Source organism: Gilvimarinus chinensis DSM 19667, from assembly GCF_000377745.1.
Taxonomy (GTDB): domain Bacteria; phylum Pseudomonadota; class Gammaproteobacteria; order Pseudomonadales; family Cellvibrionaceae; genus Gilvimarinus; species Gilvimarinus chinensis.
Genome location: NZ_KB898715.1, coordinates 1 through 15013, shown reverse-complemented (window position 1 = coordinate 15013; position 15013 = coordinate 1). Strand labels below are relative to the sequence as shown.

11 protein-coding genes are annotated in these 15013 nt (G+C 46.9%); 6 read left to right on the top strand and 5 right to left on the bottom strand.

Annotated features, from left to right (window positions below):
- Positions 1 to 244: 244 nt before the first annotated feature.
- Positions 245 to 442, bottom strand: a complete 198-nt coding sequence (locus D568_RS0117710; RefSeq protein WP_020210948.1) for a CsbD family protein — start codon at positions 440 to 442, stop codon at positions 245 to 247.
- Positions 443 to 972: 530 nt separating this feature from the next.
- On the opposite strand from D568_RS0117710, the gene D568_RS0117700 reads away from it, so the two are divergent.
- Positions 973 to 1347 carry a DUF1622 domain-containing protein gene (locus D568_RS0117700; RefSeq protein WP_020210946.1) on the top strand — a complete coding sequence of 125 codons (375 nt, stop codon included), beginning with the start codon at positions 973 to 975 and terminating at the stop codon, positions 1345 to 1347.
- A 149-nt stretch (positions 1348 to 1496) separates the two neighbouring features.
- Here D568_RS0117700 and D568_RS0117695 read toward each other — a convergent pair whose 3' ends face one another.
- Positions 1497 to 4523, bottom strand: coding sequence for a cellulose-binding domain-containing protein (locus D568_RS0117695; protein ID WP_211211726.1), 3027 nt, complete (start codon positions 4521 to 4523; stop codon positions 1497 to 1499).
- A gap of 509 nt (positions 4524 to 5032) precedes the next feature.
- Between D568_RS0117695 and D568_RS0117690 the strand changes: the two genes are divergently transcribed.
- Together D568_RS0117690 and D568_RS20655 are read left to right on the top strand one after the other, a co-directional pair.
- Positions 5033 to 6331 carry a putative DNA modification/repair radical SAM protein gene (locus D568_RS0117690; RefSeq protein ID WP_020210944.1) on the top strand — a complete coding sequence of 433 codons (1299 nt, stop codon included), beginning with the start codon at positions 5033 to 5035 and terminating at the stop codon, positions 6329 to 6331.
- A 2-nt stretch (positions 6332 to 6333) separates the two neighbouring features.
- Entirely contained in the window at positions 6334 to 7308 is a 975-nt protein-coding gene (locus tag D568_RS20655; protein WP_020210943.1) for a TIGR03915 family putative DNA repair protein, read from the top strand.
- 158 nt (positions 7309 to 7466) lie between these two features.
- Here the strand turns inward: D568_RS20655 and D568_RS0117680 are convergent, their stop codons facing one another.
- A complete protein-coding gene (locus D568_RS0117680) occupies positions 7467 to 7742 on the bottom strand; it encodes a hypothetical protein (RefSeq protein ID WP_020210942.1) in 276 nt (91 codons plus the stop codon).
- Between the two features lie 547 nt (positions 7743 to 8289).
- Between D568_RS0117680 and D568_RS0117675 the strand changes: the two genes are divergently transcribed.
- The gene (locus tag D568_RS0117675) at positions 8290 to 9975 is read left to right on the top strand and encodes a sensor domain-containing diguanylate cyclase (protein WP_020210941.1); all 1686 of its coding nucleotides are present in this window, start codon (positions 8290 to 8292) and stop codon (positions 9973 to 9975) included.
- 225 nt (positions 9976 to 10200) lie between these two features.
- On the opposite strand, the gene D568_RS21295 is transcribed toward D568_RS0117675, so the two are convergent.
- Positions 10201 to 11754, bottom strand: coding sequence for a fibrinogen-like YCDxxxxGGGW domain-containing protein (locus D568_RS21295; RefSeq protein WP_026287136.1), 1554 nt, complete (start codon positions 11752 to 11754; stop codon positions 10201 to 10203).
- Positions 11755 to 12484: 730 nt separating this feature from the next.
- The gene (locus D568_RS0117665; protein WP_157497991.1) at positions 12485 to 13621 is read right to left on the bottom strand and encodes an acyltransferase family protein; all 1137 of its coding nucleotides are present in this window, start codon (positions 13619 to 13621) and stop codon (positions 12485 to 12487) included.
- A 163-nt stretch (positions 13622 to 13784) separates the two neighbouring features.
- Between D568_RS0117665 and D568_RS0117660 the strand changes: the two genes are divergently transcribed.
- Positions 13785 to 14420 (top strand): hypothetical protein, encoded by a 636-nt coding sequence (locus tag D568_RS0117660; protein WP_020210939.1) that lies wholly within the window; start codon positions 13785 to 13787, stop codon positions 14418 to 14420.
- A gap of 335 nt (positions 14421 to 14755) precedes the next feature.
- Positions 14756 to 15013 (top strand): transposase (locus D568_RS0117655; protein WP_020210938.1); only part of this gene is annotated, 258 nt, incomplete at its 3' end.

Genomic DNA, 15013 nt, shown 5'->3' with positions numbered 1-15013 from the left:
GTTATTTAACACTTTATTTAAAGTTGGCGGTAAATATTGGTTTGACTCTGTTTAGTATTTAGCAAAGCTGACACCATCAATGCACATGTAGAGTGGTGATCAACATTAAAAACCGGTGCATAAAATTTTAAATTTTTTGGCGGGATAAAAAGCTTCGAGGTTTGCTGGTTAATAAAAGCTACGCCGATGCAAAAGCTCTTAGCACCTTACGGCTGCAAAAAGCTTCTGCACCGGTTTTATCGACTTATAAGCTATCGATAAAGTCGTTCACTTCTTTTTTGGCTTCCTCTTTGGATTTTCCGTATTTGGCTTGAATCTCGCCTTCAAGCTTTTCACGGTTGCCGTTGACGCGGTCAATATCATCATTAGTCAGGTCGCCCCACTTCTCTTTAGCAGCGCCTTTAACTTTATGCCAATTTCCTTCGAACTGATCGTTGTTCATAATAATCACTCCTAATTTTTCCAGTGTTTTGCCATCTACTTCTATCGAGCTTTCGCTTTCAATAAGAAAATGGTTATTGCCTCTACGATTGAGGCGGTCGATCTCACAGGTGCAGCAAGCATGCCAGCCATCAATAATTTTTGTATCAGCCTAAAATAGGCATCAACGAGCGGTATTGAACGGCCGAAAGCCAATGCTTTACTTCTATCGCACGTAAAATCTACAAAGCTCTGTAGAATTTTGACTGCCTTTATAATTTTTCTTCCGATCTTCAACAGCCTTCAGGCTCTTTTACTGAGGCTTTTAGCAACCGAAACCATTTTATTACTGAGGAATACCGAGCGATAAGGCAGGAAAGTTGCAGAGTTCAGAAAAGCACAAGGTTAGCGCACATAAAGTAAAGCGCTGCCCGTTACCATGAAGTGTATTACTTAAGCTCAGTTACGCTTTGTGCTGAAATAAAGACACGACCGGAGTGTTAGCGCTGTAGTTAATAGCGACATGACAACAACAGATTTAGGAAACTCAGGATGATTGATTTTGTAAAACCCTTTGCCGAGTGGGGCGCAGCGATTATTGAAGTTATTGGTATATTTATTATTGTTGCTTTCTCCATCTATACCTTGGTGTATGGGGTAATTGACACTGTTAGAAAGCGCGACCGGAATGAGATTTACGCCCGTGTAAGGCGTCAGTTGGGGCGGGGCATTTTATTAGGGCTGGAGCTATTGGTAGCCGCCGACATCATTCACACCGTGGCCGTTGAGCTGACCTTCACCACCGTGGGTGTGCTGGCGATTATTGTCTTAATACGCACCTTTTTAAGCTTTACCCTGGATGTCGAACTAACGGGCCGTTGGCCATGGCAGTCGGCAAAGGCCGCGAAAAGTCACCAAGAAATCTAGGGGCGCGAGGGAAATTTTATAACGCTTTAACTATTGGCACCGAGAAACAAAATGCTTTTTGTAACGTGTTTTTCGCACTTCAGGTTTGGGGCCGATTGTACTGACCCTGGGTTTTAGGCCACAGGGTCAGCACTTATTGCATTACTGGTTTATTGCGGGTTTACACCCAATTTTTCCAGTACCAAAAAGAAGTTTTCACGGCGGTCTTCAATGCCGTCAACTTCGCCGCTGATGGGGCAAGAGGAATCCGGGCAGCCGCGGTTGACGATGCCGGAGATGTCATCGATAAACTCGGTGCCTTGCATGCCGCCATCCACATAGGCTTTTAGCTCGGTCAGGTAGTCCCAGTCACCGTAGGGGCCGCCGTCCACGTTGTAGCCCTGTACGTCGTTTACCCAGTAGAACAGGCCGGCAATCCACTTGAGCTCTTTGTGCTCTTCAGAGGTACAGATCAGCTGCGGGTTGGAGCAGAAGTCCAGGTTGGCGTACAGCGGGTCCGCTGGCGCGGGCGCTACGTTAATGCCTTGTTGTACGGTGCCCACGGTGGCCGGGTCCACATGGCTGCGGCCCAAAAAGTGGTTTAGCGTACCGAAGTTCTGGCGCCCTGTGGTTTGAATCACGCCACGGCCCCACCAGCCACAGCCTTCAACTGACTTTCCGGCAGCACCATTGTGCACAAACTCACCGGCTTTTTGGCCCGCGTAGACTTTACAGGCATCGCGCTCCCAGGCTTGTTTTGAGGTGTCGATACGCTCAGGTGGTTCGGCGCACCAGCCGCCACCGAAGTTCCAGTAACCCACGGCACCGTCGACCAGCAGGCCGGCCTCTTCCAGTACTGCATCGGGCGCGGCAAACAGTGGGGCAGGCGCACCATACCAACCGGCATGGGTGGTAGCCGTTACTTCCATTTTGGGCGCGCGCGGGCAAGAGTAGGGGTGGTCCTCACCGGTTACCGGGTTCACACCATAGCTGGCGTAGTCTTGTTGCAGCTGCCCACAGGATGAACTCAGTGGGTAGTCCACCGGGTCACCGGTGCCAATTGACCAGTTGTTTTCGTCGCACGCATTGTAACGAATGGTTTCTTTCATGCTCTGTGAAAGGAAAGCGGCGATGGCGACTTTTGCGTACTTCTCATTGGTGGCATCGTCGGCGTTCTCATCCAGCAACCACAACTTTTTGCCAGCAATGCCGACGTTGTGCATGGAACTTAACGCTTTCAAATAGTCGTTCCACTTGTAAACGGTAGATGGCGCGTAGGAGCCTTGCGAAACCTCGTAGAGGAAGGCTTCGTTATTCATGGTTTGCTCTACCGAAAGCAGCGTCGCGTTCAATGAAGCGTTTGAGGTTAACTCAAGGTTATCATCCACCGCGCTGCCCTGGCCCTCGTAGTACAAAGGCACGGTTGCCGTGGCATAGTCAGCAATTTTGTTGCTAAGGCTTGCACTATCGGCATCAAACAGAACCGCAAATACATTGTGGTGCGCCGTGTGACGCAGTTTGCGCTCGGCTGAGGTTTGCCCCAAAAAGTAAGTGCCGGCCTGATCCGATGGTACAGACAATAAGGCAGGTGACTCGATAAAGTCAGACACTTGTTTTACAAATCGCAAGCCGTTGTCCCACTGGTCTGCCGTTAGCGCAGGCGTGTCTGTTGTCTTAACAAAGGCGACAATATCAGCCGCGTTGCTGCCGCGGTACAACTCGAAAGAGTACAGGGCATCAGCCGTCGCTTTAGAGGCGGCGTTCCAAACACTGCGATAACCTGTGTGGTATTGGTTAACGAAGCTGCCAATGGTCAACTCCCAGCCGAACACAGCGTTGGGGGCCAGCTCGTTAAGGATTAAGTTGTAAGCTTGCACCACGCCTTTGGCATCGTTGCTAAGCCCGCTGGCATCAATTGAGGTTGTGGCCGCCGACAGTGCTGCCTGAACATCTACGGCACCTAAAGACGCGCCTTTGTCGGCAACAATTGAGTCAAGCAAGTCACCGCTAATAACCACGGTTTTGGAGCCGGCGTTTTGCGCTTTGGCAATAGCGGCTTCAAAGGCGCTGGTTAAATCGGCCGTACTGGCAGCACTGGCCACCGATGCGGTGATATCAATAATGTCAGGCGCGGTAGCGGGTGTGGCTGCGACGACCTGATTGGGCCAGCCGGCCACTTTTAAGCTAACCGGGTCTTTCGGGTTGGGCATTGAAAGCAGGGCCGGGCCACCTTCGGCGGTACCGTCACAGTTAAGCTCGTGCTGCCAGGTGTCATCGCTGCCCGGAACGGTATCTGTGTAGTATTTGGCGCGGTAGGCAATATTGTCGTAAACCACCACTTGGTCTTTTTCAGCGTAATCCGCTTGCGGCCAATTCGGGTAAACCGGATAGTCGGCACACAGCTCACCGACATCCACACTGCTTGAGCTTGAAGACGAACTGGAAATGACGCTGGAAGCTGAACTGGAAATCACACTGGATGAGCTACTGCTAGAGACACTGCTCACACTGGATGATGAGCTGCTGCTAGAAACGCTGCTGAGGCTAGATGACGAGCTGCTCGATGAGGACTCGCTGCCACAACTGGCGCTGCCAATTAGCTTCCAGGGGCCGTAAGTGCCTGCCGTTTGCGGGTCGTCGCCGCGCGTCCACCACTTGGCTTCATAACGGGAGCCACCGGCGGTGACCTGAGCACCGCCCGAGTAGGCCACGCTGGCGTCCCAGGCGTCGGCACAGCCGCCGCCCGTTGACGATGACGAAGAACTTACAACGGATGAACTGCTAGAAGATACAGATGAGTTGGACGAGACCGAGCTAGAAGATACGCTTGATTGGCTGTTGCCATCGCACTGGCCCAAATCGGCCCAGGCATTCTCGTAAGCCCAACCCGAGCCCGGCTCGTAGGCACCACCGGTAGAGCACCAGCCGCCAACCTCGCAGCGGAAGGCCTCGCCATTGTGGCGAACCAAATCGCCGGTGGCATAAGTGGTGTTGGTGTAATCGCTAAGGTTAGCGCAGTCGTAGGCTTGAGCCTGCATGGCGGTGCCTGTCCCCACGGTAAGAGACAAAGCAGCCAACAGCTTGCCCTGTTTGTATAGAGTCATTTTATTGTTCTCCCAAGTCATTAAAGCTTTAGTCATGGACGGAGCATCGGTGCCTTCCCCTATCAACGCTCGCTGACAACGTAAGTCTCTCATCAGGTAGTGCTATTACAGCCTCCAAACCCACAGACAACGTTGTCATTTAAAGCGAAAAAAGCGCGGATTACTTGTTATTGATTCGCTGTACGGGGAATAAGCGAAATCAGTATGCAAACACATGAGTCTAACAACAAGACAATTTGGCTAAAAAACCGACAAACACTCGTTAAATGTGCCTTAAGTCACACTGGAGGGTTTATGGCTAAAAAGTCCGAGTGACGATAATCGCAAAAGACAGCGTTGTCATTTTTGTCGGTTTTTCTTTCTTTTATAAACGGCACTGTAGTGCACCAGGCCTCACCTCAAGGGTGAATACCCACATTTTCGCGCTTATTGGCCCAATAAATCCGGCTGGGTGAACTTAAAAGTTAGACTTCAGTGTCTATCACCTTTAACTAGCAGGCTGTTAGGTGGACACAGAGTGGTAGTTGAATTCTGCCTAAAGGCGACATTGACTTTCCACTATAACTGTATAAACATACAGCACTCTTATACAGGTGTAGTGGATGTCTGATTTAATCAAAAAACTCGCGATATTGGCCGATGCCGCCAAATACGATGCCTCTTGTGCCAGCAGCGGTACCACTTTTCGCGACTCTGCTAAAACTGGCGGTATCGGTTCGTCGGGGGGCATGGGTATTTGTCACTCCTATACCCCTGATGGTCGCTGTATTTCATTGTTAAAGGTGCTTCTTACTAACTTCTGTATCTACGAGTGCAGTTACTGCGTTAATCGTGCCTCCAGCAATGTGCCCCGCGCGCGCTTTAGCGTCGATGAAGTGGTAAAGCTGTGTCTTGATTTTTATAAGCGTAACTATATCGAAGGGCTGTTTCTAAGCTCCGGTATTATTCAATCGGCCGATTACACCATGGAGCAAGTGGTGGCAGTCGCGCGAAAGCTGCGTATAGAGCACGGCTTTCGCGGCTATATTCATTTAAAAACGATTCCCGAGGCCTCCAAAGATTTGCTGGCGCAAGCAGGTCTTTATGCCGACAGGCTGAGCATTAACGTCGAGCTGCCCAGTGAAGAGTCTTTGCAACAGCTAGCCCCAGAAAAATCTACCGTAACCATTGAATCCACCATGGGGCGCCTGAAAGAGACGATCAGTGAGCATAAAGCCGAGAGAAAAGAGCAGCGTAAAAAATCTAAAAGCCGCACCAAGCAGGTGCCGGACTTTTCTCCGGCGGGGCAAAGCACGCAGATGATTATCGGGGCCGATAACTCCAATGATGCGGTTATCTTAAATAAATCCCACCACCTGTATAGAAGCTATGAGATGCGGCGGGTTTATTATTCGGCCTTTAGCCCGATACCCGATGCCTCTTCTGCGTTGCCGCTAAAACCACCGCCTTTGATTCGCGAGCACCGATTGTATCAGGCCGATTGGTTAATGCGGTTTTATCACTTTAAGGTGGATGAGATCACCCAAACCACCAGCGCTGAAGACGGTATGCTGGACTTGGATGTCGATCCGAAATTTGCGTGGGCCCTTCAGCACAGGGAGTACTTTCCTGTGGATGTGAACCGCGCCGATTACGAACAAATATTGCGTATACCGGGGGTAGGGGTGCGAACAGCGCAGCGCATATTGCAGCAGCGGCGTTTTAAGAAAGTGCGGATCGAGGATTTCGAGCGCTTTAAAATTCCGTTTAAAAAAATTCAGTTTTTTGTGCAAACGGCTAACTACTCTCCGTCTATTGGTGATGTAAGTTCTAAGGCGATTAAGCAGCGCTGGTTGGCGCAATCGCAGGGCTCGGCTGTCTCTGCTGCTGCGCAGAAGAAAAATCAGCTATCGCTGTTTTGAATATGTATTATTTCAATGTGAATCATTTTCGCGAGTGGCGCCGCTATGCCCGATCACTTTTGCAGGCTCGCATCAGCCCCGATGAAATAGAGTGGGGCTCGGGAAACCAACAAAGCCTGTTCGAGTCTATGGCTGATTCGCTTGATGAAATAGACAGTTTAGTTCCTGCTGGGCGAATGCCCGTGATTACAATGCCCAAAGCTTTTCTTGAATTGGCGGAAAACGCAGCCTGCTATCGTGACAACCAAAAGTGGCAGGTATTGTACCGCTTGGCCTGGAAGCTACAAAACCATAGCCGCCATATTATTCACGATTTAGCCGATAGCGATGTTATCGCTGCCCGCAACATGGCAAAATCAGTGGCTCGCGATATGCACAAAATGAAAGCCTTTGTGCGCTTTAATGATCTGGAATTCTCCTGTTTACCCTCTCTGCTGAATGCAGAGGAAGTTGATTTTTTAAAGCAGAATACAGCAGAGAATGGCTCTTCAGGTAAGGGCTTTTTTGTCGCCTGGTTTGAGCCCACCCACCTAATTGTAGAAAAGCTTTCGTCCTTTTTTGCCAAGCGCTTTACCGGTATGCATTGGTGTATTTTAACCCCCGATCGATGCGCACTTTGGAATCAATCAGAGCTGCGTCTTGCGCCCGGCCGTGAAAAGCCCGCCGCGCTAGACGACCCCATGCACGAAATGTGGAAAACCTATTATAAAAATATATACAACCCTGCTCGCTTAAAAGAACAGGCCATGCAGTCGGAGATGCCTAAAAAATATTGGAAAAACTTACCCGAAGCGGAGTTGCTGCCAGAGTTAATTGAACAAGCATCAGCGAGAACCCAAAGAATGCTGGAAAACGAAAGAACACCTGCGGATAGACTCAGTAAAAAATCATCAGCCCTTCGCAACGCTCAGCGCGATATTCAAAAAACACTGGAGAAAAAACGCCGCGAAGCGTCGCCTGCCCCACTCAAAAATTAACGTTTCTGAGGGCGAAATTTTCACGTCTAAAACACTTACTTAATAACTAAATGCAAAAAATCGAGGCTAGATTTCTTCAAGCGGCCTGTGTTAAGCCCCCCCGCACAAACAACCAAGTAGAAGGCAGGTTTAACTCCCACTCAAACGATTACAGCCGGTTATCCGCGCTTAATCCGTACCACTTTCATAATTTCAAAATCCATACCTGCCACTTTTTCGGTTTCAGGGTAGTAAGTCATATTCACCCGTGCACCTTTTAGGCTTTGATAATTGTCTTTACGCTTAAATTTGAAGGGCACATCATGGCCTTCGACCATTACAGTATGCTGTACCCAATCATCTTGCTCACGCTGCACGTGAGAGATAACTTTGAGCATTTCGGAATGAATCAAGTTTTGATTTTTTTGAATCAGTTTTTTGGGGTCGGATTTCATGGGTCGTATGAGTAAAAGCTATGAAAACGGTAATATAGAATCGGATATTCTACACTGGCGGTAAAAGACAAGCACAAGCTTTTATTCACAATCTATATTAAAAGACATTTTTCTGATTTTAATAGTTGGAGTAGTTTATTTCGTCGTTAGCTGCATTATTCATTAAATATGCTCATCCTTTTATATTATATTCGCACGCAGTACTCTTATTCCTTTGGGCCTCCTTACGACAACCCCTCTTATTCAATCTAGGCGCACCTTAAACCTTGTGAGTTCCCGACTCTAGGCGGTTTTTTACAAGCTAAGGCCAACATTAGATTGAAATAAATCAGTGTTTGAGTTGACTTTAAAGGCCTTCTTTATCCGCCAAACCTTCTGCACTACACCTTGTCAGCCTGGGGCTAGTCGCACCTTAGATAACCGTAAACCCTCAAGTTGAAACCGGATAATTCCACCAATGTTACCCGGCAGAAGCGAACAATTAACGACTGCTTTCCGCTAAAAGAACCAATTTAAGGTCATTTATCTCAGTTTGGGCTAGAATAGTGTGCAGCTTATTTCTATCACTGTTGGTTCCGGCATGCCCGCTGTACTGTTAATTTTCATCCTTTCTATTTGGTTTAGTCCGGTCTGGGCAGAACCCTTGGCATTGTCGCAATCGAGCCTCAGCACTCCAACTGACCAGTCGCTGTGGCGTTCACTACCCGCCCTGACTACTGAACCTACTTTTGCAAAATTACAGTCTACTATCACTCAGGCTCAGCCTGTCGATACCACTCAAGGCGGTAAGGGAGCTTACGGCTTACGCTTGGAATTAAAAAGCCTGCATCAAGCTCAGGCAACTTGGTTTGTGAATTTGAAAGCAAACTATCTGGATCGGGGGTGGGGTTATTGGCAGAGTAGCAGTGGCCGTGTATTAAAGCTGGATAACTTTGGCCAATTGCAGAACCAAAGTGTGCGAAAACTGCATCAACAGGCTTTTCCCATAACACTGAATGCGAATGAAGCTGGTGTTTTGTGGCTGTACGTAGAGGCTAAAAAATTTCCCACAGCCATTGATGTAGAAGTTTTTTCCAGCAATTTATTTTATAAGCAACTATTTTGGGAAAATACCATTACACTCGCGGCTATTGCCGTTATGTTAACTTTGGCATTGCTGGCATTATTCGTTTATGTACATACCAGCAACCCTGTAACTTTAGCCTGCTCTGGCTACCTTGGGTTACATGGTTTCGGGTGGTTGGCTGCCTCTGGAGCTTTGGATTTCTCTAGTTTAGGCACACATGTTAACCCGGTGTATTGGGGAATACTTATTTTCCCTTTTGCTATTGCTGCAGCCTGTCAATTTACTAAATATTTGTTTAATTGCAGTTCAAATCATCCGCGGTTAGCGATGTTTTTTAATGTTTTTTCTTGGGTTTGCCTGGCACTTGGCCTGGCAATGCCTTTTGTTCCTTTTTCACTTAGCTTTCTTATTTCTCATGTGATTGCGTTGGTGTGGGTTCCCACGTCTATTGCCACTGGCATTAGTATGCTTCGGCATCAAGATTTTCGGGCTAAATACTATCTTGTGGGCAACCTCTTCTACGGCGCAGCACTTTTACTGTACGTGTTATTACACGTAATAAAGCTACCCTATCTCGGCGCGGCCGAGGTATTTGTAGTAATAGCGTTAGCTATCGATTGTTTTTGTATTTTATTGGCACTGCTTGAATGGCTAAAAATGCAACAACAAGAGTTTCACAGAAGCTACAAAATGTCGAGGGTGGACCAACTGACACAAATCGGCAACCGTCATGCGTTTAATGAACACTTTGACCAATTAAAGAAACAACCCTATTGCTTGGTTTTTATCGATTTTGATGGCTTTAAAGCCATCAACGACCAACTTGGCCACAGCCACGGAGACCGTTTCTTAATCCGTGCGGCTCAGGCCATTAAAGCGCGTATTAAACATTGGGGCTTGGTGTTTCGCACCGGAGGCGATGAGTTTATATGCCTGCTACCTCTCCGAAAAAAAACCGATATAGCCACTGTAACCACTGAGATAAAACAGCTTCTGTCTGAGGTAGAAATAGAGCTAGCAAAAACAGGGTGGGAAGATGCAGCGTTGAGCTTTGGTATTGCGACCAGCTTTGAAAGTAAAAACCCGTCCAACTGCTTATCGTTGGCAGATCAACGTATGTACCAACACAAGCGGGATAAAATGACTCATCATGATTTGAAGAGGTAATAAGGGATAAATACCAGCCCTTAGTGATTACAGATAAAAACATGCATTTTGTTTTGCATGTAGAGCTACCTATTATTCTGTGCCTCAGCACTCCAGGCTCGCTTGCTCTTTAATCTTGCAGCCTTACCTATTATCCAGCCATGGCGCTGGACTTTTGAATAGGTAAGGCTGATTTTTCCCGTCTACTTATTGCGCTATAAGAATTAACCGCACTTTTTGACAGCGTTAGTGTTTGCGACGAAAGTAGACCCCAGCCCCGGCCAGCATAATTGCCATAAGAATGAGGTTGGACAAATTGAGTGCTGGCAGTGATTTTAGCTGTTGCACAGGGTTATTAACACACTCCACGGTAACTGAGACCGGGGAGGCAGCCGAAAGAATTCCGCTGCCATTAATTACGGTGCAAGTTTGGCGTTCTGGCTGGGATAAGACAGTAATACTGTAAGCGGCGTTATGGACAAGCTGTGTCGAGAAGCTGAATGAGCCATCCGCCGAGAGAGTAAGTTCATCGCCGCCATTATTCTGTAAAGTAATACTACCCGACAGCCCTGAAACAACCCCACCTACAGGATAAAGATTATCAGTACAGTTGACGCTAAGGTTAGTGACATCTGAGCCCGAAATATTTCCAGAGCCATTCGTAACGCTGCAGGTTTGCCCTGCTGGCTGACTCAGAACAGTTACAGCATAAGCCGTATTATGGGTAAGCGGAGTCGAGAAGTTAAACGAACCATCCGCGGATACAACAAGATCATCGGCACCATTGATCTGCAATGTAATACTACCCGCAAGTCCGGAAACGGCTCCCCCAACAGAGTAAACATTATCAGTACAGCTCACACTAAGATTAGTGACATCTGAGCTCGAAATATACCCAGAGCCATTGGTTACGCTACAAGTTTGGCCGACTGGCTGCGATGACACGGTAACGTTGTAAGCTTCACCGTTCATGAGCAGGGTCGAAAAATTGAATGATCCACCCGAAGAAACTACCAGGTCGTCCGTGCCATTATTCCGCAGCGTTACGCTGCCAACAAGGCCCGCTACGTTGCCGCCAACAGAATACGGAACGCTTTCTCTCGCCCAAATAAACCAGCTGCCACTTAAGATCCCCGACACTCCACATTTTCTAGTTGTGTCGTCCTCACCCCAGTCGGTTCCATCACTCTGGTTGGCATCCATTCCTCGGTCATCAAAATCGACTGTGAAGTCATTTAGATCACTTGCAGAATCTTCTCCTTCCAAGTACCCACTGTTCCATTGATCTCCCAAAGGCAAAAAATCATTATTGATGAGGTTTTTGCGTGCCGGGGGGGGTAACGTCTGATTAGCGCCGTTACTACTCTCAAAGTCGATGTCGGCGTCATTGAAAGAGGAGGTAAGCTCGTCGTACCACCCGATGTTATAAAACGCTAAATCCACCGTGAAAGGGCCCGTGTTTGCACCATTGCGGCATGAAAAACGGATATCGGATGCACCCATAGGTCTTAGGCCGTTCCAGATACCTTCATGACCAGCCGCTGGAGACAGGGTTTGCAAGTCAGCGTAATAGCTTGAGCCCTGATCATTTAATGTTTGACCCGCTGTAGACGCAACCAGGGTCCAACCCCCACCGTCGGTCGTCATATCGCAGTAAACAGACTCTCCCTGTACCGTATAAACCCCATCAGTAGCACCGGGCGTGGCGGTCAGAATATCTAAACATGACTGAGCTTGTAAGCTGGAACTGGCCACCATTAAAGAAATAACGGTTAGGGCCCTTTCTATAATTCTTTTCATTTTTATTGCTACCTTTGTTTTGTTTAACAGGCCTTTAAAGTGGGGCCATATAAGCTCAGCCGTTATAGATGCATCAAAGACATTTGAGTCGTTTACCCCCGGATCAACAAGGTCAAGGGGAGCAAAAATTACAAGTAATTTACACGCAGGGCCTTATAAACTCGGAATTTTGGGCCTCTGGTTATAACCAAATGTGCTTAATTTGAATATTAACCGAATTTTTTCTGCAAAGCGATAGGGCCCGCTGCAATCCACCAAGCACTGGCCACTCCAAAATAAAGTTTTCTGAGAGGTCGCCCTTAAGAGGCGATAATGAAGAAATCACGGGTTACCGATTCCAAGATCAACTCTCGGAAAGAAGTTTTTCCAGAAGAAGGAGGAGGCTCGAGAGTTATTGAACCAGCTTCACCCCAGCTCCGTAACGAGGCTGGGGGGGACTTTCACTCATCAACCTCTACTCTTCAGTTCTAACTGATTGCAAGCGATGCCCCCCAACCTATATGTGTGGCTATGATAATAGAGAGGGCCATCAACTAGCTGGCCTACTGGAGCCTTATTCCATGGGCCTTCAATGGCCTGAATTTCACAGTATTTCCTACAAAACCAGAACTCAAAAGGTACGTAGCTTAGAGAAATACCAGTTATCTCTTTAATTGTGAATTTAGCTATTGGCCGCTAGTTTTTATGGTCAGATTACTACGGGGTATCTGACCCCGAAACCTCTTTTCTCTTAATTATGTTTTGTGGAGCCCACACTAGTTTTTGATATGGCTTTGGGATGACGCCACCCCATTACGGGTTTTTCAATGAAATAGTAACTGAAGGCTGCAAGTATCAGCGTGACAACACACGTAATGATTAAAGAGATTATGCTACCACTGAAATTATTGGCGAGATGAGGCCAGGAGGTTTTGACAACTGTGAAACAGGGGTAATGCCATAAATAAATACCAAAGCTCAGATTTCCAAGCCATACCAGGGGCTTGCTTCCCAGCCATGTAAAACCGGGAAGCGCAGCGGAGCACGCCCATACAGCTCCGGCAATAGTCACCGCTAATAGGCTTGGCCAAAGTATAAGCATAAGCCCTCCTTGCCAATAACTGGAGAGGTTGAAGTTAATAGCAAGTAAAAGCAGGTAGGCGGCGATTAACGAGGCAGTAAGGGCGGCATAGTGCCATCGTAGGCGGGGGGTCGGTAAGTGGGCAATAGCAAATCCCAGTATAAAAGGAGTTAATATACCTGGAAATGAATCCAGTACGTTAAGATGTTTATAAAATGGTGGATCATTAATCACTGCAATAGTTGCCCAGCGCCAGCAAACTGTAATGGCGATACACGCAAGAGTTATGATTGGCCAAGGCAGGCGTCGACTAGCAAGTACCAGCACCGGAAGAAGTAGGTAAAAGCTGAGCTCAATTGGCAGAGTCCACCATACTAGGTTGATGGGGGAGACCATGAGAGGAGGCAAATTAATAAAAAGAAAGGCATTACTGATGCTTTTGGTGTCCCACTGCATTGAAGGTAAGCCGTCGATACTGGCTCCTAGCGCAGCAAAAATGGCAACTTGCAGCCAAACTGCGGGATAAATTCGTAGAATGCGACGACGCCAAAAATACAAGGTTGCCCTACCGGTAACAGGTCTCGACTTCAATATTGATGTCAGAAGATAGCCAGACAAAACGAAGAATAATGTTACGCCCATCCATCCAAAACCAATAAAAAAGGAAAGGTGCCAGCGGAATCCAAAGTCGTTACTTCCGGGGTGAAGAGTGGTCTGCACTGGATAGAGTTGTGCCCAGTGGAATAATAATACTCCAATAGCCGCTAGCGCTCGCATACCGTGCAGTCGAGGATTGAAAGTTGTCACGGGGTGGGATATTCCTTGTTCCGAAATGTGGATCTTGTTTACGACAAAAAAAGAAAATAAGTGGGTCAGGTTGAACCTGCTACAGTTTAACGAACATTTTTAACAAGAGACAACAGGAAAACAGAAAAGGGTATCTGACCCGTTTTTATTTCGTTAGCTTTACATGACCATGATAAATGAACGTGATCCGAGAAAAACAACCGTTATAGCTGAAGATCTTAGGCTGCTATATGAAGCTTTGATTTTGTCTAGGAGGAATCCAGATCAGTTTCGGAGAAACTATGATCAATACATTTATAAAAGCCAACAATTAACAGAGGCCATGCGCAAAGAGTACAAAATCTATACTGGGGAAAGTTGGGCGGCCTCCAAGTTTGATGGCTGGAACGGGTATACAGAAGTCTTAAAGCATCTTCGCAACATGACTTATCATGGCACTCCTTTAGTTCTCAATGTTTCCATTTTATCTGTTTATCCCGCTGTAGAGTTTGAAATAGATCAAGAGCCCATAGAAAAGTTTATTATTAAGAATAAATACAGAATTCTAGAGAAAAGGTCTTTTATAGCCTTTCCTTTTGATAAAGAGCCTAGACACGCTATCAACTCGTTTCTAAAGAAACAAATACCTTCAAAAAACTCGAAAGATCCTGACAACTATGCTTATCCTCTTAAAGAGTTCATTACATATAAATTTCAACATCAACTGGTGTGTGACAAAGTGATATCTGCGTTAAACTTATCAGGAGATCTGGACGCAGTAAAATTGCTTTTTCATAGTTATCCAATACTCAAAAAATAGGTAGACTTCTATGAGGTTAATCTTGAGCGGCATCGAAAGTTTTGAAAACTAATAAACGCAGACACATGCATAACATCCCCGCTGAGCTCCAATTTTTCCTGTGCTGAGTAACAAATAGGGTCAACTTGACCCTATTTGTTACTCATCTGATCTCAATAACTGTCAGTACTCCGTTGTAGGCGATAGCAATTGAAAAATTAGGGTCAGATACCCTCTTGAAAATCAAGCTTTGATAGCGGAATTTTCGCATTAAAATAATTTCCTGACTTCCCAAGTTACCCATAAAAAGTAGACACCCTGTATAGTTATATTTGCCCTATATGGAGGTGTCCAAAATGGCACGTAAAAAGCATCAGCATTACACCGAAGAATTTCGAAAAGAAGCTATTAAGCGCTCAGAAAAGCCGGGCGTCACACAGGCCCAAGTGGCCAAGGAACTCGGGATCAGCGCACAACAGATCTCGAACTGGAAGAGGCAATTCAATCGGCTCTCTGATAAACAGTTTAACTCCATCGATGGCGTAGATTATTCCAAGTCCGAAAGCGAAGAGCTGCGTAAGCTCAAGCGGGAGAACAAGCGCCTAAAAGAGGAG